The organism is Acinetobacter sp. Z1 (assembly GCF_024296945.1).
Classification (GTDB): domain Bacteria; phylum Pseudomonadota; class Gammaproteobacteria; order Pseudomonadales; family Moraxellaceae; genus Acinetobacter; species Acinetobacter beijerinckii.
Genome location: NZ_CP101117.1, coordinates 63,168 through 84,972, shown reverse-complemented (window position 1 = coordinate 84,972; position 21,805 = coordinate 63,168). Strand labels below are relative to the sequence as shown.

The window sequence follows — 21,805 nt, the reverse complement described above, 5'->3', positions numbered from 1 at the left end:
TCCTATTACTTGTCAGCAGCAAGTTTGAGCTGTTTTGAAATTTGCTTGAAAAGGGTAAAGAATGTCTTTTTGACTGGTCTGGTCGAATTCTTTTGGATATGCCATGTAGCGATCCCAAGCTCAGCTGCTTCTTCGATTACATTTTTTTCCGTGAAATGAAGAATGGAATCATTTTCTAAATAGATAAGGTTTGAAGCCTTTCCATCACGGTTAAGATCTGCCAAAGCAGTTTTTTGTACTTCAGATTTTTTATTTACTAAATTAGGTACTACGCCTCCCAAGATCAGATCAGGGTTCATAGCTTTTTTAATTTTTTGTGCAAAAGCAATATATTCTGAAATACCATCAACGGCATAACTTTTTAATAATGTTGGCATAACAACCAGATGAGATACGGACAAAGGAATAAGCAATAGATTTCCTAAAGTTGGTGGAGTATCAAAAATAATAATTGTTTTATGTTTCAGTAGTTTAGATATGTTTTCTTTAAAAGTAGCCGTTTTTTCAGTATCGATACTGTTGTTAATATTAGCCAATGCTAGATTTGGTTGGAATACAGCAATTGCACCACTATTGATAGATAACTGCGAGTCTGACAATTCACTTAGGAATAGATCCACAGCATTGCCTTTTAAGACTGTGTTCGTATCCGATTTTTTTACATAAGCAGGTAAAGAGGCTTCTTTATTATATTTTAATAAATGTTTAGAACTATTACCCTGATTATCTAAATCGATCAAGGCAACTTTGTAGCCTTTCTCAGCAAAGAAAAAAGCACAATGAACTGAGAACGTACTCTTACCTACACCACCTTTACTATTACCAATAGCAAGGATTCCTGAATCTTTTGCAGTGATTTTTTGCATCTTTTTATCCTTTTGAAATAGGGTGAACTCATGCACATTGCTCATCCACCACGATAGTCAAAGAATAACTTAGATATAAAATTAATGAAAGTATTTTTGTTAAAAAAATTTCATTTATGAAAGTTTTCCAGATTATGACCTTATAAACACATCATTAATATTCAGTTCAACGTCACTTAATTGAATAGAATATAGCGATTTTAGTGTTTCTATTGCATCTGGAAAGAAATCAATTGCATTGCTCAGTTGAGGTTCTATAGAACTCAATGCAATATTAGGAATGGCACGATTCTTCTGCCCATTGATGTAAAAAACATTACACCAAGCAGGAAATATGAAGTTTGAATTAACTACTTCAAAAATATTAAGTAGTACACCTTGTAAATTCAGGGGTGAGGCTTGACCGAAAACGTTAGGTGAATTAAGAGTACCTAAACATTGAGAAAATTCAGTAGTTAATGAATTAGGTGAAATATGGTGAATAACATAAATTATTGTTTTATTTGAGTTATTTTTATTTATTTCTTTTTTATAAACTTGATTCCGTAGTAAATAAGATTCTGAATCTATAAATTCTGATGGAGCAATGGCATCATTTTCAATCATTTCATGGTAAACCATGATTGCTTTGTTAAGCATTTCAGAGCAAGCCAAAATATCTCTACGGTGTAAAGGGTTATTTGAATAGGTTAAACGATCTAGTAGTAATCCCTTATCTATTAGGTTACTCCGAAAAACTTCAATAAGAGTGACATAATCCATTTTTCTGGCCTATAGAAAGCGTGTCGTATTCGCTTTGAAATGTTGCTTGGTTATTGCAGTCTTCTGATGAATTACTGGAATTGGACGATCAGAAAAGTGTTCGATTTCAAGCTTGTTGAACCCATTGGAAGATTTCTTAATTTGACCTAAGATCATGTTCTTAAAAGTATCTTTTTTTGAACTTAAATAATCTATGTACATATCGCTTAAGGGGATACTTACAGTCAGACTGCGGATTGAAATTTTATTATCACTTTTGATGTTTTTATTTTCATAATCAAGTGGTGGGAACTTAATGACCAGATAATTTTCAATAAAGGTTGCATACTCTATCTGGATCTCATTAAGCCACCAGAAATCTGCATCCTGACAAAAGAAAAGAAAATTTTCTGGATTATTATCGTCTATTCCAAATGCAAATAAACTTGCTTGTTGGGTCGATAATTCAATTGATGAGTAGGGGTTCTTTTTGTCGTAAAAGTAATTGAACGAGCTTAAAAACCTTAAAAGGTAAAGCCAAGCACGTACTTTAAGCGCATTGGAAGAAGCAATTTCAATTTCATCATCTTTAAGTTCTTCAAGCGCATCGATAATATGAGGAGGTAATGCACTCATTATTTTTGCTCCAATTCTGGTTCAGATTTCTGTTGGATAAGTTTTTTATGTTCTGTGATGATATTTTTTAAGGCTTTATGTTCGCTTATCCCTTTAGATTGAGCTACTTCAGTAACCCATTCATAACAAACATTATCCAGAATACGTTCAATTTCTGTTTTTAGTTTCCTGCTTCTGGCTGATCTATTGTCATCCAGTAATAATTTCTCGATATTGGCATACTGACGAAGACGTTTAACATCACATTTACGAATATCAAGTAATTTACTGATCGAATTATCGTTTGCCCCTTGTTTAACGTAATTCACGTATTCATCAAGATTTGAATAAAGTCTTAAAGTTGTGATGATATGCTCATGGCCAGTCACGATGAGTCGTTCGGCATAAGTTGCTGTCTCAGGATCATCGATGCTGCGATTACCTTGAAAGATCATTTCATCAAAGATCTTCTGGTCATAGACATCACAGATAAGTCGTGACTTTTGGCGAGTCGCCTCAATTAGATGTGACGTACCATCGATGTGGAATTGACTTTGAATTTTTGAAAATTCAAGTTTGTTTAAAATTGCTAAAGCAATAATAAATTCCGCAGGTAAGTCGAACTCTAGGTCAAAGTTTTGAGTAATTGCCCGACTATATGACTGAATAGGTAAACGTCTTTCAACAATCCATATTGAAGTATCAAAGAAAGTAATGATCTCAGAAATTTGATCATCACTAAACAGTGGATACTTCTTATCAGAATCGAGAGGGTTTGCAAGGTTGGACTTTCCACCTTTCAAAAGATAAATGCTTTGGTCTTTATTACTTGTAAAGAAACCATCTTCTAACTGTGAAAAGTTAAAGGTTTTAGAGTTTAAAGATATTAAGTTTTTAATATCCTTGTAATATTCCTCTAAAGTTGATTTTCGGCGTTCCTTTCTTTCCATAAGTAACTCATGTAAATTTTACTAAAATTGAATTTCAGTGACGTTTTAAAAGCGTTTCAGGGAATTGAGCATCTTTTATGGTTTCATCATCACCATTATAAAATAAGCCTTTGTCACCCGTTTTCAGCTCATAGATCTCACGTAAGGTATTCATTAATACGTTGTATTCAGCTTGAGTACACAGTTCAGACTCGTAAAGGCACAATAAATAGCCATTACAAATCGAAAATCTACTATCAAACGATTCATAGTCTTCTACGGGTAAACCCATAAATACGCAAGTACCAATTGAAATATCTTTTAAATCAGTTAATCGTTTTATGGCACTAGACAAACGTGGGTTCTTCTTGGCCATAGCACTCAATATTTCTTTTTGAAGTATCAAATCCATATAATTCTCCAAAAATGTCCTATGTAAATGCTAAAAAGTGCAGCTCAGTGTTTAATTAACTTCTTGTAAGCAACCTAGATCGCTTTGAGCTAACTTAGGTACACCCATCCGATCTTGAACTTTAGCAACTACGTCTTCAGCAATCTGCACCTGCTTATCAATAGATGCGTTTGAATAAAGATTCTGTCCACTTGCTGATTGGTTGTTTGCGCTGTACTTGTTGGCGACTGCAAGTGCAACGTAAATTAATAGTATTGCAGTAATTACCATTAACACTAACTGAATAGGGGTAAACGTGTACCCGAATATAGAAAAGGTTCTTGGTGTCACAGGAATTGCTGCTGATCCTACTGGATGATAGTTCTGGCCAGAGATCATATTAACGGGATATTTAACTTGAGATCCTAAATTGTATGCGTCAGAAATTTCATCGAATACCTGAGACCATTGATCTTGAATGTACTGTTTAATCTCTGCATCATCATACCAATCTGAATCTTCTTTGATGATTTGGCTTGGATAAACTTTTAATTTTATCGAAGCAAGCGAGAACTTTTTGGGTTCGCCACTATTATCCAAGACATTTGAAATGAGTATAAATGGTTTGAATGAAATGATCCGAAAGGGGATACCTTGTTCATCAGAATTACTTTGCTTATCAAAGTTGTCGAAGTCTATTCCATAATCAAACGAGGGTACATTCGGTAAAGGAACTGATACTAATTTGGGTGATGAATTCTCAATGGTGCAATTATCTTCAAATTCAATTTTTACTGATAAAATTTTTGCAACATCTTCAGTTGGATTACTGACAGCATGAATATTTGATTGTGATAATGGTTGATGAGAAGTTGCAGGCACTTTCACTTTAGCTTTTTTATTAAATAATTTCATGGCGATAATACCTCTCAGATTTTACCAAAGATCATTTCAAGGATACTTGCATCAGAGAGGCCAGTAGCCATTTTTGGTTGACCAGTCTTTTTGTTTAAGTAGAAAGCGGTTGGTACTGCAATGGTATTACTATTGGTACTTTGTTGAGTTGCTTGCACCAAGAATGCCTGATTCTCATCGATAGCTTTTTTGTCCGCTGCTGTAGCTTCAGGTAGGCCTGTAGTGTCTTTAGAGAATGCTTTATTCAACAAACTTGGATCATGTAATGTTGCAGCTGCAAGCTTATAGCCATCATCTGATTGTTTTAACAATACTGTAGGAATCCATTTGATTGAATATCCTTTTTCAACATATTTGCGAGTAGCACGGTATGCTTCGTGGCAGTTTGGGCAGCGTGGATCATAAAGCACATATAGAGTGTCAGTATCAGATCCTTTACCCTCTTTTGCACCTTTAAGTTTAGCTAGTACTTCAATTGCAGCAGGAGCAGGTTTGTTCCATTCTCCCACAATTTCGGCAAAATCTACGGATACTTGTTCCTGACCTAATGGTGTACCTAAATTGCTTGGATTTTCAGGCGTGCCATTTCCGTATTTTTGTTGCGCTGCTTGGAGGAGTGGAAGACTCACGCTATCCATAGTGTTTACATCAAATGCGTTACCTGTGATCACGACTTTTTCATCAGGTGTGGTAAAGACAACTTGAGGCGTGCCATTGATTAGGATCGTCCAAGCAAGAAGATTACCTTGTATTTTATTGACTTCTGAGATCGTGCCTAGACGTGCCAAGTTGGTATGCAATTCTTTGCTGTAGTCCTTGCTTTCAGCTGCAACTGAGTGTTGCTGTGTGCTTGTATTTGAGGATGTATCAGCTTTTTTTAGAACTAAAAAATAGACGATTGCAAACAAGAATGCAGCTATCAATAATCCAATGATTAAACTTTTAATTGATAATTGGGATTGAGTAGTTTGATTCCCAAGTGTTCTATTAGTCATTTTGAAACCTTTTGGTTGGTTTTATAACAGGATTGAAATAATGATAACTCATTTTAAAAAAAACATATATCCGAAAAATAAATATTTCTATGATGAGGCTGTAGCAATTTTTACTGAATCTAAAACCTGAGCTGATTCAATTTGTGGGGTGTGGTGATTGAGATATATATCAGGCTGTTTGTATTTGTATCGCTTAAGAGCTTCATTGAGGCCAAGCCATCCATAACTGAAGTCTGGAGATACTTTCTTTCTTTTGTAATAGCATTCTGATGTGTAATGAGAGAAAGCTGCTAATTGTTCAACGAAAACACTTGGTCTACCTACGCTTTGCACCAAAGCCCATAAATTTCTGTCATACATACGCAACCAACGTAATTCGCAGGGTGCAATTACACCCAACATTCTGGCTCTGTAAATTGTGGCGATCAGAGCTGTTCTCGCATAAGCATGTTGGCTGAAAATTTCTTGAGCGACAGGATGATTCCAATATTTAGAAACTGTTTTTTCCAGTTTTTTTCGGTTAAATGACTGGTAACTTCTAGGTTTGAGATTTTGAGGGTTGATAAACTTTTTATCAGTGGTTAACTGTTTGTAGGCTACATGCCAAAAATAATCTAAAACTTGATCCTTATTTTTCAAGATCGACTTAAATTCTTTATCAGACATATTTTCATCAGTGGCACATGCTACTGGCAGGAAGATAGCAAATAAATTAATTTCCCCGTCCGTCAAATCCTTTGGAGAATTTAATAAATCTCCTAACTGGATATACATTTCCTTTTCAAATTGCTTTTCATCAAGTAACGGAAACACATCATCTTTGGGTGAAGAACCAAAATTCTGTTCATCGTTGAAATCTGCAATTGACTCAATTTCATACTTTCTAAAACCAGAAACGAGCTTGTACTCCAGAACAAACTCTCTAGGAGAAAGCATTAATCTGTAAAAGCCTTTATCGTTTGGAACTTTCGATTGAACGAAATATGAAATGTATTTAAGGTGAGGGTAGAGCACGCTTAATTCGAGAATTAACGATTCAAGGTCGTGGTCTTTGACGTAACGGGTGTCTGGAATATCAACAAGGTTTTTACTATGTTTGTACCAGACATATCCAATCAGTGCTCCTGCAATCAACATAGATGGAAACAGATTGTTGATATAGTAAAAGTTAAAAGGAATTGCTTTTATATTGACTGTGCAATTCATTAAAGGGTTTAAGTAATGGTTGGGATCTGGATAACACAATTTGCTGATTGTATTGGTTGTAAAATTCAATATTGAAGCATCACTATTGGTGATCTTCTTAATTAATAGCTGCAAATACCAAAATGGAAGTTCAATGATACCAAATAGAGTTCGAGTAATTTTAACTATAGCTACACTGCCATAGTGCCATGCTCCCCAAAAGAAGCCCACAGTGACGAATATAATTGCACCTACGATGATCAATGTATCTGTACTTGAATCTGAGGTTCTGTGATTATGTTGATTCATGGTTTACCTAAACCCTAAGCAATAGAGATGTGATTCCAGTCATCTGATGGAGTGACATCATTTTCTGTTTTGGTTTCTTCTAAGTGGATCTGCTGCACAGCAACAATTTCTTCTGAATCAAGTTGCTCTGTATAACTATTAATCAGCAAAGCGGTTTGTAGATTTTCGTGGTTAAAGCTTGCACTCATAACAATAGTATTCCGTTTGAATTCCTCATCTCTCATTAGGTCAATGAATAGATTTAGAAAAGATCCACAACCTAATTGGAAAACTTCATTTTCTAATTTTGCGGTGGCAATTGGATCTTTGCGGATCTCCAAAGCTGTAAAGTACTGCGAGATCATGTAGGCCAGATAGTTTGACATTTCATACAGTGCTGACAGACAGTAGATTTCTCTATCCGTCTGCTTGCGTTCTGATAAAAATTTGACCATTACTTCACTATTAAAATTAAGTGTCACTTTATCTTTGCTGCTGCCAAGAAAACCCACGATATTACTAACTGAACTTTTTGTGGGATGAGTGAAAAAGTAATAGATTAGGTGACTGTATAATTTGCCTGCATCAAAATTATTGACCTTTAAAAAGGACAAAAGAAATTCCCTTTGTCTTGTTGGCAATTTGTCTAAACTAACCGAAACTCTTAATCTGTGAAGTTGAGGCATGGCTACACCTCAAGTTAGATTCTTGCCATAAACGCAGCACATTTATACATGCCTCTAGCGTTAGCGAATTCAGGGTCTTTTACGATCTGTATGTTGTTGTATTCAAGTTTATTGGTAAGTTGTTCACCTAGCGTGATAGAACCGCCACCAACAAGCAGAACTGCACCTAGATCCTTTCCGTCTCTTACATGCACTTTAACTTTATTGATGATCTGCTCGATAACTTTGTCTTTAGCTTGAGAGATTAAGTCTGATACATCGTGACTCTCTTTGCCAATCGATAACGTACCACTGTCTAAAGCTTTGTTTAATCGCCAGTCTGATATGTCTGATGACATCTTCAATTTAGCTTTAATGTTTTGATTGAGTATTGATTTAAGAGTAATGATGCCAACATCAAGTGTTCCACAACGTGAAGTTTGCATAGTTCCACCTTGAGGATTAATTACGGCAATATCAGTGGTTCGTCCACCAATATCAATTACGGCACATCCTCCCTCAAATAAGTCATCATACAAATCAGTTTTTTTCCCCTTATCTGTCATTAGTGCGTCAAAGTAGGCGCATTGCGCTTCAGATAAAACAATGTGCTTAGAAATGGAAATAGGATCTAAATTGTTAGAAGCTTCATATAGGTTAAAGACTGATTTATCACGTAGATTAATCATTAGGTTGTTTGTTTTATTTTTGATTAAGTCAACATTTTTTGTACCATCCTGACCTCCATAGAATCGGTTTAGAGGTAGGCCAGTAGCAATTTTAAAATCTCGATAATCTTTACCGAATGCTTTATCTAAAGCTTGATATACAAGTGCGATATTGGCTTCGCTGACTGGATAATCTTCGGTACGTGTGTCAATGTGCTCTGAGCAAAACTCATCAACAGTGTATTTATTGCCATTTACGCTGATAATCTTTCTATTGACATCATCGGGATCGCCCATGATTGTTGCACCAATGGCCACACGGGAGGGCATTCTGAATTGAATAGCTAACTCGCCATTGTATATCTTAATTCCATCATGGCCATCGTCCACGCCAACAACTAATGATTTACTCATATAATTCTCCAATGTCTTAAAATCTTATCTTCTTTTTGGTGTCTTAACTTTCCCAAATAGGAAACACCGAATGTATTGAAATACGAATGAATAGGGGATCTTCCAAATATTCTCGATGCAATAGCAAATAGGTAGTGCAATGATCGCTCCATATAAAATAAAGCTAACTTTATTGAAGAACATTGCACCAAGAACAATGAAAAACAGTACTAAAACGTTGATTTTATAAAGTTGAGGAATGAGCCTTGTCTTACCCCAATCCATATAACTGTTATTTTTTTCTTCCATTAAACTCTCCTATGCTATGCAAGTAGTGCATCAAAACCTGCCTGCGTAATTCTATTTTCAGCAAGTAGTTTATGAGCCTGTACTTCAAAATTAGGTGATGAAAATGCCGTACCAGTTGGCTGATTCATAACTGAGCGTATTTCTTTAACCACACCCGAAAAACCATCATCACTAATTGCTATATCAAGTAACTTGCTTCTGAAATCTTTGGTCATAAACAATGTTTCTCTTACAGCCATTTGTTTACCATCAATAGTTTCAACCAGACGTTGAGCAATTAAGGCATGAGCTGTAGCGATTGTTTCTGTGAGTTTTCGGTTTTGCTGCTCTTTTGGAACAAGAGCCAAAATACGAGGTAAGATATTTGCCACATCATTACTGTGAACAGTAGAAAGTACGGGGTGGCCTGTTTGTGACAGTTCAATTGCAGCAGAAAATGACTCTTGATCCCGTAATTCACCCACCAACAATAATGCAGGCTTACGTCTCATGGCTTCTCTTACAGCGAGTGCAAAAGAAGAAAAATGCTCTGGTACTTGGCTTTGAGAAATAACCGAATGTCTACTTTGAATCTCGTTGTAACGGAACTCAATTGGTTCTTCGATTGTGATGATGTTGCCTTGAATGTGAGTATCTTCTTCAAGTATGTAGCGGATGAATGAAGAAAGTGTTGTAGATTTTCCCGAACCTGTTTCACCTGCCATGTATACAATCCCAATACGAGGGATACACTTCAGTAGATATTCTAGTTCAACACCAATATCTGAATATTTCGGTGGCTTTGACGGGATCAAGCGCATTACGATCTGGAATGATGTAGTACCCGTGAGATCCATACATGCCGAAATATTACAGCGAAATACAACTTTATTGCGGTCAACAGCAATAACGTTGGTATTACCATTTTCACTATCTTCTGCCACAAATCCTCCTATACCCTCAGAGGAGTTAGGGTCGAACAAGGAGCATGAGTAAGCGAAATTAAGGCCAATGCCTCGTCTAATTGAAGAAAGTGCCTCAGAACCATTAATTGTTGTGAGGAAACAATCTAATTCGATCCCTTTAATATTCGTATATGTCAGAGCATAGAGCCTGCCATATCTACGAATAAGAATAGGGCGACCAGACAAGGCAAAAATATCACTGGCTTTAAAGTGCTCGGCAATGGTTAAAATTTTTCGTACATCAGTTTCAGATGTAAGTTCATAATTATCAACACGGATGGTGTCATGCAGAAGCATTTCATAACCATGCTTTTTGAGCACTTTTTCAGGAATCGTAGCTACATTCCCTGACTGATAATAGCTATCAGGAATATCAATTACTTCCTGTTCAGGCAGTTCAGTAGGCATACTATTATCCATACTATTGAGTCTCGATAGCTACAGGGGTATCAGATTCACTTACTGTAGAAGTTTGGACAGGTTGTTTAACTTCTGACCGTGAAACAATCGAAAGAGTATTGGCTTTCCAATACGATGGATCATTAACGAATCGAGGTAACTCGGTAATCTGGAAGTTTGACTGATTAAGCATCAGGGCATTTCCACCACCTGCGAGAGAAATGTTTGTTCTCGCAATTACAGGCATCGTTATTTTTCCGTTCATTCGGAATTGATGGAACTTCAGCATCCCGATAAAAGTTTGATTTAATCGGTTAAGTTGATGTGAAAAGATGGCATCAGCTTCTTTGACACCATCCTCAATTCCACGATCCATAGCATTTTGAAATGCTTTCTTTTCCTGTTGGTTCTTCGGTTTTAGTTCGTTCGGTAATGAATCCACTCCCACCTGATAAGACTCAACATTAAAGTTTAGATAGTCTCTCCAGTTTGGTGGTAAATGAGAAAAACGGGCATTCTCTTTAATTTCGTAACGTGTACCCAAGACGGAGAAAGTCCGTGCATTGCCTACATCACTAATATTGTGTGCCTCAACAATGACAGGCGGAACAACAATTGTATTGATCATTAAAGGTTGAAAGTTATAAACCGTATCTAATTTGCGGTCGTTCGCTTTAACAACATTAGAAATTTCTTGAAGACGAGCACGTAGAGCGTTACGGGTTGCAGCTTCTCGTACAATCGTTTGAATTGCTTCAACACGAGCTGTGTTTTCAGCTTGTTTTGCTGAATCTGATTGAGAAACAATAATTGGCGTTTGTTCTAAGTAGAACTGATAATTCGGTAAGTCAGCCATTACGAATCCCCCTTTTAACGATGGATTAATGTGATGGTTTTAGACTGCGAATCAAATTCAACAGTTGCAGCGTTACCTAATTGGAGTGCTGTATCTTTTACAAGATCTGCACCTGTCATTTTGCGCTTATGGAAATTGACAATAGGTAGTTGGCGAATGTTGCCTGCTTCAATGAAACGATAACCAAATCTGTAAGCCACACTTTGAAGTAGAGTTTGTGAATCCCCTACAAAGTCCACAACCAATACATCTTTATTGATGTTTGAATTAGTAATGGCAAGGTTATCTAAGTATTGGCGTTGAGTCAGGGCGTAAGTCTGTTGTTCTGCTACAGCATCCTGAGCAGCTTTACTTAATACACCTAATGGTGATTCAACATCAAATTTTGGTGAGGGTACATAGTAGTAACTCTGACAGCCTGTTAAAGCTAATACTACTGAGAATGTTGAAAAGAGCTTCAACATGGACATTGGTACTTTTTTCATGTGTACACCATTTTTGATTCTATAATTGTTAGCCAAGTGCAACCGAGCATCTTGGTAAGCTAAGTATAAATTCTAAATTTTAAAAAATATATAGTATTAAAAAATAAAAATCTTTGACCTCAAAGTATGGCATATCAAATGCTCGTGGTGTTTTCTTCGATACTTTATGACCTCAAAACCATGTCAATTTATTTCATAAAACTCTAAATTAGGTACGCAACATTGCAATCTTAGGCGTAATACTTGCGAAATCTCTGCCATTTATGATTTTTGCATAGCAGAACAATGCAATTAACGTTCAATAAAAACCAAAATTTAATTCGTTGCTGAATTTTGAGAACTATAAGGGGCAATAAAGGACAAATTAAATTTAATTTAAATAAGAAATGAGAATGAAACAATCATACAAATATAAATATTTCTAATAATTATTGATTGATCTCTTAAGTCTCAATTTTATAATCCGTTATTATGATATTTTAAAAAATGAATTTATTAAAATAAAAATAAAAAAATTTATAAGTTATTCAAGTTGAATTTTAATTTTTAAACCAATGGAATTAATAAAAAAGTAAATAATTTTTTTTGCGTAACCGTGATACCAGATGATTCGAGAACAAAGAATACTTTTTTTAAGTAATCTTAGGTATGATTGTGTAAGCAATCGTAGATTAAAAATTGGGTAACGAGCGAGCAGTTGATAAATTGACTGTCTTTTGAGCCTATACCTCTTTTAAATCGATTGATGATTGAGCGCATGATAAGCTCAATTTTTTGAACATTAAGATCACTGGTTGGCTTAAGGTAGAACAAATTATGACCGTAAACTCTGAATATGATATTAAGGCACAAGCGTATCCAAAAAATATTAAAGGACTCGTTGAACGAGCGCAAAATTATTCAAATAGAACTGCTTTAAGATATACGAACGTTTGGAATAAGTTATTAATCAAATACGGCGAAAAAGATAATATTGTCAATAATCCAGAAGCAGCCATAAATAATGTGGTTAATAACCTCATAACTGAATATTCTAATAATGAGTATAGAGACTCAACCTTTAGGCAGTATCGAGCTGCTGTCATTTACAGATTGAGCGTAATCCTGTTGGAGCAGGGTAGAACAGGAAATAAAATCTTATCTTTGCCCAAAGCAGCACGTTTTTTTGAAAGTTTGAAAAATGTAGAACGTATTAATACAGATCAAAAGCAACCGAAAAGATCCAGTAGCAGCAAACTGAAATACTTTCCTAAAGACCTCTATGAGCATGTTGGGAAGACGCAAAACGAGGTTATAGGATCTAAATTGGGCGTGATGCTTAAGTGCTTTCTTGAAGCTAATATGTTGCTAGGCTTGAGACCTGTAGAGTGGCTAAGTTTAAGATTGGCATGTGATGTAGAAAAGAAGTGCTTATGTTTAGTTGTCGATAATGGCAAGCATTCAAATGGTAGGGCGAATGGTGAAATACGGATACTGGATCTGCTTGAAGATGATCGGGAAAAATTAAAAAGCCAGTTAAGAATAATTCTAGGGTTTAAGAAGCTACTGGACAAAGAACTAGAAAACAAAGCTCGAAAGATACTTAGCCAACTAAGTGCAGATACAGGTGAGCAATACAAACTCTATATATCTAGTAGAGAACCTGATGAGTTTTTATATGAATATTATGGTGTGAATAGCCAACGAGCCACCATTAACGAAGATCCCAATAACGGAGTTCCCATTAACGGAACAAAGACCACTAACGGTATAAATGGGTCAGAGGCACACGGCGATAATTTGAGTGGAGATTCCATCAACGGAGATCCCATTAACGGAATTAAAACCAAAGACGGAATACGTGGTCTAGGTGCGCACGGCGATATTTTGAATAGGTATTCCGATAACGGAGAGACCATTAACGGAATAAATACTGGAGACGGAACTACAGGTGACGCAGCCAATCACGGCGCACAAAATAGAACAATTGGTGACGCAGCCATAAATAGCGCACGGCGTTCTGAGTCGCATGGAGTGACCGCCAACGGTACAGATACCATTAACGGAATAAATTCTGCTAACGGAATTAATCCAGTAGACGGAAGTAATACCGAAAGCGGAAGAAAATCGCACGGCGAGGACGGTCTAGGAGATACCGACAACGGAATAAATCCAGACAACGGTATAAATCCAGTAGACGGAAGTGATGGGCAAGTTGATTCCCAACAAAGCGATAAAACTTTCAGCCGATCTGAAACTATCAGTCAATCCAAAACTTTCAGTCGATTAGAAACTTTCAGTCAAAATGAAATAATCAGTCCAGAACTTAAGCAACTAGACACGGCGCACGATGATTCAGTGAATACCGTTTCTGGAGAGAATACAGTAGACAGTATGGATTCCGAGAACGGAAATAACGCCGTGTTGTTTAAGGCATTAAATACAGCGGTGATTGAAAGTTATGTGGATAAGCACGGCGCAATCCAATATGCCTTATGCCAAGCTTATATGGATTCACTCCAAAGCAAGCTTTATCGTATATGTAATGAGTTCTATAAAAATAAAAAGCTAGGTTTGGTTGAGGAAATAGAGGCAAATAAAGCGAACGCAACTATTTACAGCACACGCCATCAAGCCGTAGCAAATCGAAAAAAAGCCAAGTGGAAGCTCGATGAAATCGCTGCATGGTTTGGACATGCCAGTATAGAGACAGCTTCAAGGCATTACGGTAGAGCAGGACGTGCGTGGGGAGAATTGCCATATTACAGACCATCACGCTCTAGCATTGAACTGGTTCGAGTTCGTGAGGCGGTGATGGAGCAAAGCAAAACGCCTATGTCGGATCAGGAGTTAATTAATCAAGTTGTGTCTGAAGACTACTTAGATGGTCTTTTGTGATTTTTAAAAAATGAATATATGTATTTTTTAAAAATATGATAGAGTGTTCTAAATCGGTAAAATAACAAGGAGTATATTATGCTCAAAGTTAATATTAAAAAAGCAACGCTTATGGCAATTCTGATGGTGTATGTACCTCTATTTTGCAGCATTGCTTATGCCTCTTATTTAGTGACAAGCGATGCGTTTGGAAACTCCACCAGTAATACTGTTGTAGGTAGGGATTAAGATGAATTTAGAACCCGAACCATTAGTAAGTATTAATGGTGTTCAATTGACAAATGCTCAAACAGTTGCACTTCGAGTGGCGGTCTCTAATTATCTATCTGATTTGCAGGATTCTGATCTTGGTGATGATCCGCACGGTCAGGCAGTGACAAAACTTTATTTAGCAAGGCTGCAAGAAGTAAGTGAGCTGATGCACGGCGCAAAATAACTTTCATTAATGAAAGTTTTATGATTAAGGATTGACTCATGATTAATAGAAATAACATTACTGGTGAAGTCTCATTTGGTTGCATCATGTGTGATGATTTAGAAGATATTTGTTGCGATTGCAGAAAAGAGTTGAGTTCTTATGATATGGGCTATAGTGCAGGGAATAATGGCCATGAATCAAACGCTACTTATTACGATGGTAGTTTGAGAGAAATTTATGAGGAGGGTTACGTGCGAGGTCGCAACGCACGGGCTGGACTTGGAGAATTAAAATGAATGATATTCTAGATTTTGCAGCCAATATCCACAAAGGATTTTTTATCAGTGGTATGGTTGTATTTGTTATTTTAGTAATACTTATGTCTCTAAGTATAAATATAAATTATTTATTGATTCTGCTTGGACTTATCTTATCTTTCTTTACAGGTGGATTGGTGATCAATAATCTCTATATAAGAAGATTAAAAAAAATAAGTGGTGAATGACGCACGTATCAGTCATTCCGATGATGGGTGTTTACCGTCTTCGGAAATTATGAGTGACGTTGTGATTTAACAGTACAATCGTAAACTGGAAGTTTCTTAATGATGAAAAATAAATTTTTAACAGTTGTTCTGCAATTACCTGATGACAAAAATCAGCGGAATGCTATTACGGATATTTTAGGTATTGGTAAAGAACTGAATGGTGCTGTAATCACAGCACTTTCACAAGAAGATGAGATTTCAATAAATGAATTGTTAGAAGAAACGTTAGATTTTGATGAGGTAAATGCTATTAGAGCAAAAGTATTCAATATTCAACACGGCGCATTGAAATCAGTTGATACCGATAGCTGTTAGTTATACCGATCTTGGTATTAATTCAGGTAATGGATTTACACCGATAACGGAATAAGGGGGTTTGTTGATTGTGTGAGTAAATATGATTACGCCTATAGTTTTTTTAGGTGTATTAGGTTTGGTAGTTAATTTTTTAAAACATTTTTTCGAGGTAGGATTTATGGGACATATATTGACTGAAAAAGACATTAATGTATTAAAACTTCTTGGCGAAAGTTTAATGGCAATTCGTTGGATCGCAGATCGTGGCCACTTGAGTATCACGGATCAAGAGAAAATTAAGCTAATAAATGCCATAGCAGAAGCAGGCCACAATTTGCCAGAAATTATTGCTACTGGTGGTGAGAAATCTGATCTGAGCTTTTTATTGGATGGAAATGTTGCTGACCTTAAAGCTGCAATAAAAAATGTAGGTCAACCATTTTAAGATAGATTGAACACGGTGTACGTTTCAATACCGATAGTGGAATATATCGGTATTGGTGAGGTAGGCCACTGACTTAATTCCGTAAGTGGAATATTTACCATCTATGGAGTAGGTACGCCGTGCAAAAACTTGTACTTACTCTTAAGCCACCTGTGCGGTGGTGAACTATCGGAGCTTTGCTGATGTTATTTCCATTGCTTTCTAAGCCACCTGTGCGGTGGTGAACTGGAACTTAAGCTATAAATGATTTTTATTCAATAGTCACAATACCAAAATACTAAAAATTCCGTAAGTGGTATGAATATAGTTAGTGGAATATTTACCGTCTACGGAAAGTATCGCTTTCTTAAATGAAATTGTAAATGAGTAGTTAAATGAGTGAACTAACACCAAAAGAAGCAAAAGCAATTGTGGATAGTGCTCCTGTATTTATTAAAGATGCTATAGATCAAACAGAAACTATGTACTGTCCTAGAACTGGTATGTATGCAATCAGAGGGCAGCACTTCGCAACCATGCAATACGAGCAGGGGGAAGATTCATTTGTCACCACATTGAATTATCACAGTAGTTTTTATGATGAATATATCTATTTGTCTGCGTTGAAGTATCTTTATGAGCAGGCTGAATGACTTCTACTCAAATTATTCGCACGGCGTATTATATTGCGCTCTCCAGAGCAGTCCAATTCCGTAAATGGTAATAATCCAGTTAGCGGATTATTACGCCGTGAATGGAATTGCTAATTTTGTCAATTGAATAATTTAAAAAAATCTATTAACTTTAAAAAAAAGATATTGCTAATTTTTAAAAATACTAAGACAATGTACTCACTAGATACTGTCACTTGAAGTGCAGTAATAAACAAGCCTCAGTCTTGATGACGAGATGATAAAGATGAATGAGTTAGAAGAAAAAGACTCGGAAATGTCGCAACCGACATTTGACCGATATAGTACGTGGGGAAATCCCCATAATCCTAATAATGTTGACTTCGCAACATTAGTTTTCTATTCGTCAATTCTTGATGTTCTATTGAATGTTTTTCTCGTAGTCATTGTGCTTTTAGTGCTTGTCATTGTTGGACTTGTGATTTTTATCTTCATCAATCCTGATTTCGTAAGATTCATTTTTGATGATGGTTCATCAGTTCCCTGCATATACAACCCACTGACAAAAACATTTACCCAATAGGGCTTTGATTATGACTGAACCAAATCAACCAAAACATTCAAGTCCTAAAGCTCCAAAAACCATAGACAGCCGTCTTGCTGAACGTGATGCAACGATCAAGGAAATTTCTGACCGTGTATCTAAGCAAAGGCTCTGGTTGGCTGCGTGCTTTGTTGTAATTCCTGCATTGGTAGTAGCTTTAGTTCTGCTAATTGTCATGCTTTCTAAAATGCCTAAAGCGGAAGCATTTCAGACAATTGACAATAGTGTCATCTGTAAGATCAATCCTAACGACAACCCTGCATTTACCAATACCAATATTGCAGAGTTTGCTAAAGAAGCTGTTCTTAATGCTTACTCAATCGATTATAAAAATGCGGATATTTCAACGACTGACGTATTGCGCCGTTATTTCACGGATAAAGGTCGGTCAAGCTTTATCACCACATTAAGACAGTCTGGATTGATTGACCAAATCAAACAGAACTATCTCGTCTTACAGACATCTGCGTTACAAACACCAGAAGTTACCAATGACAAAGGTATCGACAATTTCGGAAACCGCTTTTGGATCGTTCAAGTTCCTATTCGTATGGACTATTTTAACGGCAAAAACTCACCTGCTGACTCTAGAACGTATGTCGCTGAAATTCGAGTTGAAGTCACTCAACGTGATGTATTCAACCCGAAAGGTATTGGCGTGAGCAGCATTATTCTTAGAACTAAATAGGTGGTGGCAATGATGCAACAACTTAAGTTTAAAACTCTGGCAGTTTGTATTGGTCTGATGATCGGGTCTTCTGCATACGCAGCTGATCCTGTGGCCAATCAACAAAATGCTCAAGGGCAACAACAGGGGCAGAACTTGGCTGCTCCTGCTCAGACTCAGACGCAGCCACCCCAACAGCAAGGTCAACCGCAGCAGCAACAAGCTCGTAATGACTATGTTGGACAAGCTCCACCAACAACCATCGATTTAGGAAGTGCTCAATCATTTGGTTCGTCTTTCCCACCTCCAATGAATGTGAATCGTTCTAAAGAGGAAATTGTTGCTGAAGCACTTGGTATGGCGTTGAGTCCACAACAAGTAAAGAATTTGAAAGATCTGTTCTTGCAGCAAGAACGGGATGCGTCTACGCCGTATTCATACACGGCGAGACCAATCGTGCGCTCATTGCCAGTAGATCTTAGTCCTGCTACGCAGCCACCTGTAGTAAGACTATCGAAAGGTATGCTTTCAAGCATTGTATTTAGTGATTTGTCAGGAAATCCGTGGGAAATAGATCATGTATCTTTTAACCATGATCTATTTTCAGATAATCCACCAGACAAGCCTAAACAGGATGAATCAGGGAATTATAAAGGTACAAACATCCTCTCAATTGAACCTCTCACAGCAACGGCGTATGGCAATGTGACTGTGACTTTAAAAGGTTTATCTACGCCAGTCATTTTTATTCTTTCAACAGGACAGAATGAAGTTGATATGCGTATTGACGCACGATTATCTGGCCGTAGTCCGACAGCGGTAAATTCGGCACTCAGAGCGAATCTAAACTCGCTTTCGGGTGGAGTGATGGCAAACATTGATAGTCAGACATTAATGTTCTTGGATGGTACACCGCCACCAGAAGCAGAACGTGTACGGACTACAGATCCGTCACTGGAGGCATGGAACTACAACGGTCAGTACATCGTGCGTACCAGAGATACAGTTTTATACCCAAGCTATAAAACAACAGCACGTTCAACATCTGGTATGGGTATCTTCATTTATCCCGATCCGATTAATCAAATTACAGTTAGCCGAAACAATGGCACTGCAACAATATTTTTGAATAACTAAGGTGCTCTATGACTCAAGATAATCAAAACTCTCAGTCAGTACCTAACGATCAAAATATTGATGTAGGACAAACTGACCAAAATAACGGCGTTGATCTAGTTCAGACTGAACAAAATCAGGATACGCACGTTAATTCGGATGGTATCAACGATACTTATAACCCAAATGCCATTCGCCCTAATGATGCAGATGAGCGCATCAATATGAAGTTTGGTGAAAAATTCATGAAGAACTGGAACGAAAATGGAATTTTTCGTTTCATGGTCATTATTGGTACGTTTATCGCAGTTATTTTGCTCATTGGTATTTTTAAACTGTTCTTTGCAGGATCAAAAACACCAGACCAGATTGATGCTTCTAAGACTAAATTCGATGCACCTGAAACAAACGTAGGGCAGGCAGAAGAAGTTACGCCAGAACAGTACCAATATATTCGTCAACAAGAGGCGATTCTGGCTCAGCAAGCGCAACAACGTGGGGAGAGTTTCACTCCTCGCAACTTGGTGATTCGTCAATCCAACGGTCAAGGTCAGGCAGTATTACCTGCTACCAATAACGCAGCGAATGGCGTTACGTCAGGGCAGGTCAACGGTACGTTATTTAATTCAACTCAAAACCTGACATATAGCGGTAACACGGCGCAAGGACAGCAAGTACCTGTCAATGGTCAGGCTGCACAAGGTCAGGTTCAACAGGCTCAGTATTCACAGCCACCACAATATGTGCAATTAGCTCCAGATTATGCCAGTCCTGCTGCTCAGCAATACGTGCAGAACAATAATGAATTTGCTTCTTGGTATGACCAAGAATCACAAAGACAGATTTCTGAGAATGAAAAATCAGAAACAACTCTGTATGGATTTGTTGAAAAGCAGATTAAGCGTCTTTCTGGTGAAGATCAGAAAAACGGCGGTAATAAACGCACGGGTTACGCCGTATCGACTTATGCAGTTGAAAACCCTAATTCCGTAGATGGTAATAATACAGGTAACGGACAAATTACAGGTAACGGAAATCAAGGAAACGGATCTAACCTTAATTATGGTGGGGCAAATTCCGCAAACGGTACTAATACAGGTAACGGAAAGAAAATCCTCATTCCCGCAGGTACAAGAGTTACTGCACGGTTGTTAAATGATGTGAATACCGATGACGGTGATCAAGTGTTTTCCGAGATCATGACGGGAAAACTTAAAGGCCGTAAGGTAATTGGCAATGTTAGAAAAACTCAAGACAACATCCAATTCACCTTAAGCCGTGTCTTATCTGATGGTGTTAAACCAGAATTTTCAATTGATGCTACTGGTCAAACACTACAAGGCTCGTTTGGTATGGCGACATATATTGATCGACACATCATCAAGAACTCTACGGCAATGATTGCCAGTAGTGCTGCTAAAGGCTATGGAAACGCTTACCGTGATTATTTGGGCAATACCACGTACACCAACGGTGCTGTGATTGTGAATCAGGAAGAACCAAGCAACAAGCGCATCATGGGTAACGTGGTAGGTCAACTTGGTGAGGATTTCGGATCTAAGATCGACAGTATCTATGGTAACAAGCCGACCACATTTAGAACGCCAGTAGGCACTGTGTTCTACATCTTCATCAATAAAGACATTACAGAATAAAAGCATTTGGAGTTTTTGATATGAGTCAGAATCAAGATTTAGACCACGATATTGATGATTATTCTTATGAGTCATCTACACACGCCCCTGAAACTGGTAAATCCAATAAAGAGAAATACATCATTATTGGAGCTGTGGTAGTTGGACTATTACTTGTCATTTTCTTATTCATGGGTAAGAAAGGTGGTAATAAGCAAGTAGCTCAGGAAGTTCCAGTTGAAACAGCAGCAGCTCCACAAGCTGCACCGACAGTGCCGAATGGCGCACCGATGGCTGATCCGAATATGTCAGCAGCAGGCGGTTTCCAGAATATGCCTGCGCCGTATCAGGAATCTCAAATGATGGATGTTCCTGTGACTATGCCAAAACAGACTCAACCTGTTTCTGGTGATGTGACGATCAAGAGTAGCACTGGTCAAGATGTACCTGCATATAGTTACGAGGGACAACAGTTAATCAGTCAGTTCAATGCAGCGAACAATTTACCTCCAGTCTATGTTCCGAATACACCTGCACCTGTTAATCCGAACAGTCCACAAGGTCAGATGCAACAGCAGGCTGCAATGACAAATCAAGAACTGATTCAGGCTCAAACTGAAAACACTCAATTACGTGCGCAGTTAAACAGTATGCGTGATGTGGTTCAGCGTCAGCATATCACCATCGGTCAACTTCAATTGCTAATCAAAAATACCCGTGCGAATCAGGGTGCGAACGTTGTAACGCTACGTGAAACTAAAAAAGGTGTTGCAGTAGGCAAGGCCATTCCTGCCAATCAGGAAGTGATTGCGACTGTGGGTAATCGTGTATGGCTCACTGATGGACGGAATACAAGTTCTTATGCTGTAGGTGATCGCTTGCCAACAGGTTATCGAGTACTTGATGTAAATGAACAATCTGGTGAAGTTTCGTTCACTAAATAGT

At 37.4% G+C, this 21,805-nt stretch carries 26 protein-coding genes; 13 read left to right on the top strand and 13 right to left on the bottom strand.

Features of this window, described 5'->3' with window-relative positions:
- Positions 1 to 5: 5 nt before the first annotated feature.
- The 13 genes from NGC85_RS17365 to NGC85_RS17305 form a co-directional block, all read right to left on the bottom strand.
- Positions 6 to 866, bottom strand: a complete 861-nt coding sequence (locus tag NGC85_RS17365; RefSeq protein ID WP_044424285.1) for a ParA family protein — start codon at positions 864 to 866, stop codon at positions 6 to 8.
- Between the two features lie 132 nt (positions 867 to 998).
- Complete coding sequence (locus NGC85_RS17360) at positions 999 to 1,628, bottom strand: hypothetical protein (RefSeq protein WP_254805657.1); 630 nt, start codon at positions 1,626 to 1,628, stop codon at positions 999 to 1,001.
- Between the two features lie 9 nt (positions 1,629 to 1,637).
- Positions 1,638 to 2,243, bottom strand: coding sequence for a hypothetical protein (locus NGC85_RS17355; protein WP_044424287.1), 606 nt, complete (start codon positions 2,241 to 2,243; stop codon positions 1,638 to 1,640).
- Positions 2,243 to 3,172 carry a hypothetical protein gene (locus NGC85_RS17350; RefSeq protein ID WP_044424288.1) on the bottom strand — a complete coding sequence of 310 codons (930 nt, stop codon included), beginning with the start codon at positions 3,170 to 3,172 and terminating at the stop codon, positions 2,243 to 2,245. Before NGC85_RS17350 ends, NGC85_RS17355 begins: the two co-directional genes overlap by 1 nt.
- 34 nt (positions 3,173 to 3,206) lie before the next feature.
- Positions 3,207 to 3,563 carry a hypothetical protein gene (locus tag NGC85_RS17345; protein ID WP_044424289.1) on the bottom strand — a complete coding sequence of 119 codons (357 nt, stop codon included), beginning with the start codon at positions 3,561 to 3,563 and terminating at the stop codon, positions 3,207 to 3,209.
- A 51-nt stretch (positions 3,564 to 3,614) separates the two neighbouring features.
- Positions 3,615 to 4,457 carry a hypothetical protein gene (locus NGC85_RS17340; protein ID WP_044424290.1) on the bottom strand — a complete coding sequence of 281 codons (843 nt, stop codon included), beginning with the start codon at positions 4,455 to 4,457 and terminating at the stop codon, positions 3,615 to 3,617.
- 14 nt (positions 4,458 to 4,471) lie between these two features.
- Complete coding sequence (locus tag NGC85_RS17335) at positions 4,472 to 5,452, bottom strand: hypothetical protein (protein WP_129264275.1); 981 nt, start codon at positions 5,450 to 5,452, stop codon at positions 4,472 to 4,474.
- Between the two features lie 87 nt (positions 5,453 to 5,539).
- Positions 5,540 to 6,946 (bottom strand): hypothetical protein, encoded by a 1,407-nt coding sequence (locus tag NGC85_RS17330; RefSeq protein WP_254805656.1) that lies wholly within the window; start codon positions 6,944 to 6,946, stop codon positions 5,540 to 5,542.
- 14 nt (positions 6,947 to 6,960) lie between these two features.
- Positions 6,961 to 7,611, bottom strand: a complete 651-nt coding sequence (locus NGC85_RS17325) for a hypothetical protein (protein ID WP_052501245.1) — start codon at positions 7,609 to 7,611, stop codon at positions 6,961 to 6,963.
- Positions 7,612 to 7,625: 14 nt separating this feature from the next.
- Positions 7,626 to 8,672 carry a ParM/StbA family protein gene (gene parM / locus NGC85_RS17320; RefSeq protein WP_227552800.1) on the bottom strand — a complete coding sequence of 349 codons (1,047 nt, stop codon included), beginning with the start codon at positions 8,670 to 8,672 and terminating at the stop codon, positions 7,626 to 7,628.
- A 302-nt stretch (positions 8,673 to 8,974) separates the two neighbouring features.
- On the bottom strand, positions 8,975 to 10,312 hold the full coding sequence (locus NGC85_RS17315) for an ATPase, T2SS/T4P/T4SS family (RefSeq protein WP_254805655.1): 1,338 nt from the start codon (positions 10,310 to 10,312) through the stop codon (positions 8,975 to 8,977).
- 13 nt (positions 10,313 to 10,325) lie between these two features.
- Positions 10,326 to 11,159 carry a type IV secretory system conjugative DNA transfer family protein gene (locus tag NGC85_RS17310; protein WP_061403616.1) on the bottom strand — a complete coding sequence of 278 codons (834 nt, stop codon included), beginning with the start codon at positions 11,157 to 11,159 and terminating at the stop codon, positions 10,326 to 10,328.
- A gap of 14 nt (positions 11,160 to 11,173) precedes the next feature.
- Positions 11,174 to 11,644, bottom strand: a complete 471-nt coding sequence (locus NGC85_RS17305) for a DotD/TraH family lipoprotein (RefSeq protein ID WP_044424294.1) — start codon at positions 11,642 to 11,644, stop codon at positions 11,174 to 11,176.
- Positions 11,645 to 12,460: 816 nt separating this feature from the next.
- Here NGC85_RS17305 and NGC85_RS17300 point away from each other — a divergent pair.
- The 13 genes from NGC85_RS17300 (at position 12,461) to NGC85_RS17240 (ending at position 21,804) form a co-directional block, all read left to right on the top strand.
- On the top strand, positions 12,461 to 14,521 hold the full coding sequence (locus tag NGC85_RS17300; protein ID WP_254805654.1) for an integrase: 2,061 nt from the start codon (positions 12,461 to 12,463) through the stop codon (positions 14,519 to 14,521).
- Between the two features lie 78 nt (positions 14,522 to 14,599).
- Complete coding sequence (locus NGC85_RS17295) at positions 14,600 to 14,749, top strand: hypothetical protein (protein ID WP_254805653.1); 150 nt, start codon at positions 14,600 to 14,602, stop codon at positions 14,747 to 14,749.
- Position 14,750: 1 nt separating this feature from the next.
- The gene (locus NGC85_RS17290) at positions 14,751 to 14,957 is read left to right on the top strand and encodes a hypothetical protein (protein ID WP_254805652.1); all 207 of its coding nucleotides are present in this window, start codon (positions 14,751 to 14,753) and stop codon (positions 14,955 to 14,957) included.
- A gap of 38 nt (positions 14,958 to 14,995) precedes the next feature.
- The gene (locus NGC85_RS17285) at positions 14,996 to 15,235 is read left to right on the top strand and encodes a hypothetical protein (protein ID WP_254805651.1); all 240 of its coding nucleotides are present in this window, start codon (positions 14,996 to 14,998) and stop codon (positions 15,233 to 15,235) included.
- Positions 15,232 to 15,444: a hypothetical protein gene (locus tag NGC85_RS17280; protein WP_254805650.1), complete on the top strand. Its 213-nt coding sequence runs from the start codon at positions 15,232 to 15,234 to the stop codon at positions 15,442 to 15,444. Before NGC85_RS17285 ends, NGC85_RS17280 begins: the two co-directional genes overlap by 4 nt.
- A gap of 99 nt (positions 15,445 to 15,543) precedes the next feature.
- Complete coding sequence (locus NGC85_RS17275) at positions 15,544 to 15,801, top strand: hypothetical protein (protein WP_254805649.1); 258 nt, start codon at positions 15,544 to 15,546, stop codon at positions 15,799 to 15,801.
- Positions 15,802 to 15,961: 160 nt separating this feature from the next.
- Positions 15,962 to 16,228 (top strand): hypothetical protein, encoded by a 267-nt coding sequence (locus tag NGC85_RS17270; protein ID WP_254805648.1) that lies wholly within the window; start codon positions 15,962 to 15,964, stop codon positions 16,226 to 16,228.
- A 374-nt stretch (positions 16,229 to 16,602) separates the two neighbouring features.
- The gene (locus NGC85_RS17265; RefSeq protein ID WP_254805647.1) at positions 16,603 to 16,860 is read left to right on the top strand and encodes a ribosomal protein L7/L12; all 258 of its coding nucleotides are present in this window, start codon (positions 16,603 to 16,605) and stop codon (positions 16,858 to 16,860) included.
- A 265-nt stretch (positions 16,861 to 17,125) separates the two neighbouring features.
- Complete coding sequence (locus tag NGC85_RS17260; protein WP_044424323.1) at positions 17,126 to 17,422, top strand: hypothetical protein; 297 nt, start codon at positions 17,126 to 17,128, stop codon at positions 17,420 to 17,422.
- 10 nt (positions 17,423 to 17,432) lie between these two features.
- On the top strand, positions 17,433 to 18,131 hold the full coding sequence (locus NGC85_RS17255; RefSeq protein ID WP_151711620.1) for a DotI/IcmL family type IV secretion protein: 699 nt from the start codon (positions 17,433 to 17,435) through the stop codon (positions 18,129 to 18,131).
- Between the two features lie 9 nt (positions 18,132 to 18,140).
- On the top strand, positions 18,141 to 19,247 hold the full coding sequence (locus NGC85_RS17250) for a DotH/IcmK family type IV secretion protein (protein WP_225761837.1): 1,107 nt from the start codon (positions 18,141 to 18,143) through the stop codon (positions 19,245 to 19,247).
- Positions 19,248 to 19,255: 8 nt separating this feature from the next.
- The gene (locus tag NGC85_RS17245) at positions 19,256 to 20,881 is read left to right on the top strand and encodes a TrbI/VirB10 family protein (protein ID WP_254805646.1); all 1,626 of its coding nucleotides are present in this window, start codon (positions 19,256 to 19,258) and stop codon (positions 20,879 to 20,881) included.
- A 20-nt stretch (positions 20,882 to 20,901) separates the two neighbouring features.
- The gene (locus NGC85_RS17240; RefSeq protein WP_254805645.1) at positions 20,902 to 21,804 is read left to right on the top strand and encodes a hypothetical protein; all 903 of its coding nucleotides are present in this window, start codon (positions 20,902 to 20,904) and stop codon (positions 21,802 to 21,804) included.
- Position 21,805: the final 1 nt, after the last annotated feature.

What these genes read in the sequence shown, in the direction of transcription:
- NGC85_RS17240 (WP_254805645.1), top strand. Translation starts at nt 20,902, where the DNA reads ATGAGTCAGAATCAAGATTTAGACCACGATATTGATGATTATTCTTAT.
- NGC85_RS17245 (WP_254805646.1), top strand. Translation starts at nt 19,256, where the DNA reads ATGACTCAAGATAATCAAAACTCTCAGTCAGTACCTAACGATCAAAAT.
- NGC85_RS17275 (WP_254805649.1), top strand. Translation starts at nt 15,544, where the DNA reads ATGATGAAAAATAAATTTTTAACAGTTGTTCTGCAATTACCTGATGAC.
- NGC85_RS17335 (WP_129264275.1), bottom strand. Translation starts at nt 5,452, where the DNA reads ATGACTAATAGAACACTTGGGAATCAAACTACTCAATCCCAATTATCA.
- NGC85_RS17350 (WP_044424288.1), bottom strand. Translation starts at nt 3,172, where the DNA reads ATGGAAAGAAAGGAACGCCGAAAATCAACTTTAGAGGAATATTACAAG.
- NGC85_RS17310 (WP_061403616.1), bottom strand. Translation starts at nt 11,159, where the DNA reads ATGGCTGACTTACCGAATTATCAGTTCTACTTAGAACAAACGCCAATT.
- NGC85_RS17285 (WP_254805651.1), top strand. Translation starts at nt 14,996, where the DNA reads ATGATTAATAGAAATAACATTACTGGTGAAGTCTCATTTGGTTGCATC.
- NGC85_RS17255 (WP_151711620.1), top strand. Translation starts at nt 17,433, where the DNA reads ATGACTGAACCAAATCAACCAAAACATTCAAGTCCTAAAGCTCCAAAA.
- NGC85_RS17305 (WP_044424294.1), bottom strand. Translation starts at nt 11,644, where the DNA reads ATGAAAAAAGTACCAATGTCCATGTTGAAGCTCTTTTCAACATTCTCA.
- NGC85_RS17355 (WP_044424287.1), bottom strand. Translation starts at nt 2,243, where the DNA reads ATGAGTGCATTACCTCCTCATATTATCGATGCGCTTGAAGAACTTAAA.
- parM (WP_227552800.1), bottom strand. Translation starts at nt 8,672, where the DNA reads ATGAGTAAATCATTAGTTGTTGGCGTGGACGATGGCCATGATGGAATT.
- NGC85_RS17280 (WP_254805650.1), top strand. Translation starts at nt 15,232, where the DNA reads ATGAATGATATTCTAGATTTTGCAGCCAATATCCACAAAGGATTTTTT.
- NGC85_RS17345 (WP_044424289.1), bottom strand. Translation starts at nt 3,563, where the DNA reads ATGGATTTGATACTTCAAAAAGAAATATTGAGTGCTATGGCCAAGAAG.
- NGC85_RS17295 (WP_254805653.1), top strand. Translation starts at nt 14,600, where the DNA reads ATGCTCAAAGTTAATATTAAAAAAGCAACGCTTATGGCAATTCTGATG.
- NGC85_RS17325 (WP_052501245.1), bottom strand. Translation starts at nt 7,611, where the DNA reads ATGCCTCAACTTCACAGATTAAGAGTTTCGGTTAGTTTAGACAAATTG.
- NGC85_RS17340 (WP_044424290.1), bottom strand. Translation starts at nt 4,457, where the DNA reads ATGAAATTATTTAATAAAAAAGCTAAAGTGAAAGTGCCTGCAACTTCT.
- NGC85_RS17250 (WP_225761837.1), top strand. Translation starts at nt 18,141, where the DNA reads ATGATGCAACAACTTAAGTTTAAAACTCTGGCAGTTTGTATTGGTCTG.
- NGC85_RS17360 (WP_254805657.1), bottom strand. Translation starts at nt 1,628, where the DNA reads ATGGATTATGTCACTCTTATTGAAGTTTTTCGGAGTAACCTAATAGAT.
- NGC85_RS17330 (WP_254805656.1), bottom strand. Translation starts at nt 6,946, where the DNA reads ATGAATCAACATAATCACAGAACCTCAGATTCAAGTACAGATACATTG.
- NGC85_RS17315 (WP_254805655.1), bottom strand. Translation starts at nt 10,312, where the DNA reads ATGCCTACTGAACTGCCTGAACAGGAAGTAATTGATATTCCTGATAGC.
- NGC85_RS17265 (WP_254805647.1), top strand. Translation starts at nt 16,603, where the DNA reads ATGAGTGAACTAACACCAAAAGAAGCAAAAGCAATTGTGGATAGTGCT.
- NGC85_RS17260 (WP_044424323.1), top strand. Translation starts at nt 17,126, where the DNA reads ATGAATGAGTTAGAAGAAAAAGACTCGGAAATGTCGCAACCGACATTT.
- NGC85_RS17270 (WP_254805648.1), top strand. Translation starts at nt 15,962, where the DNA reads ATGGGACATATATTGACTGAAAAAGACATTAATGTATTAAAACTTCTT.
- NGC85_RS17300 (WP_254805654.1), top strand. Translation starts at nt 12,461, where the DNA reads ATGACCGTAAACTCTGAATATGATATTAAGGCACAAGCGTATCCAAAA.
- NGC85_RS17290 (WP_254805652.1), top strand. Translation starts at nt 14,751, where the DNA reads ATGAATTTAGAACCCGAACCATTAGTAAGTATTAATGGTGTTCAATTG.
- NGC85_RS17365 (WP_044424285.1), bottom strand. Translation starts at nt 866, where the DNA reads ATGCAAAAAATCACTGCAAAAGATTCAGGAATCCTTGCTATTGGTAAT.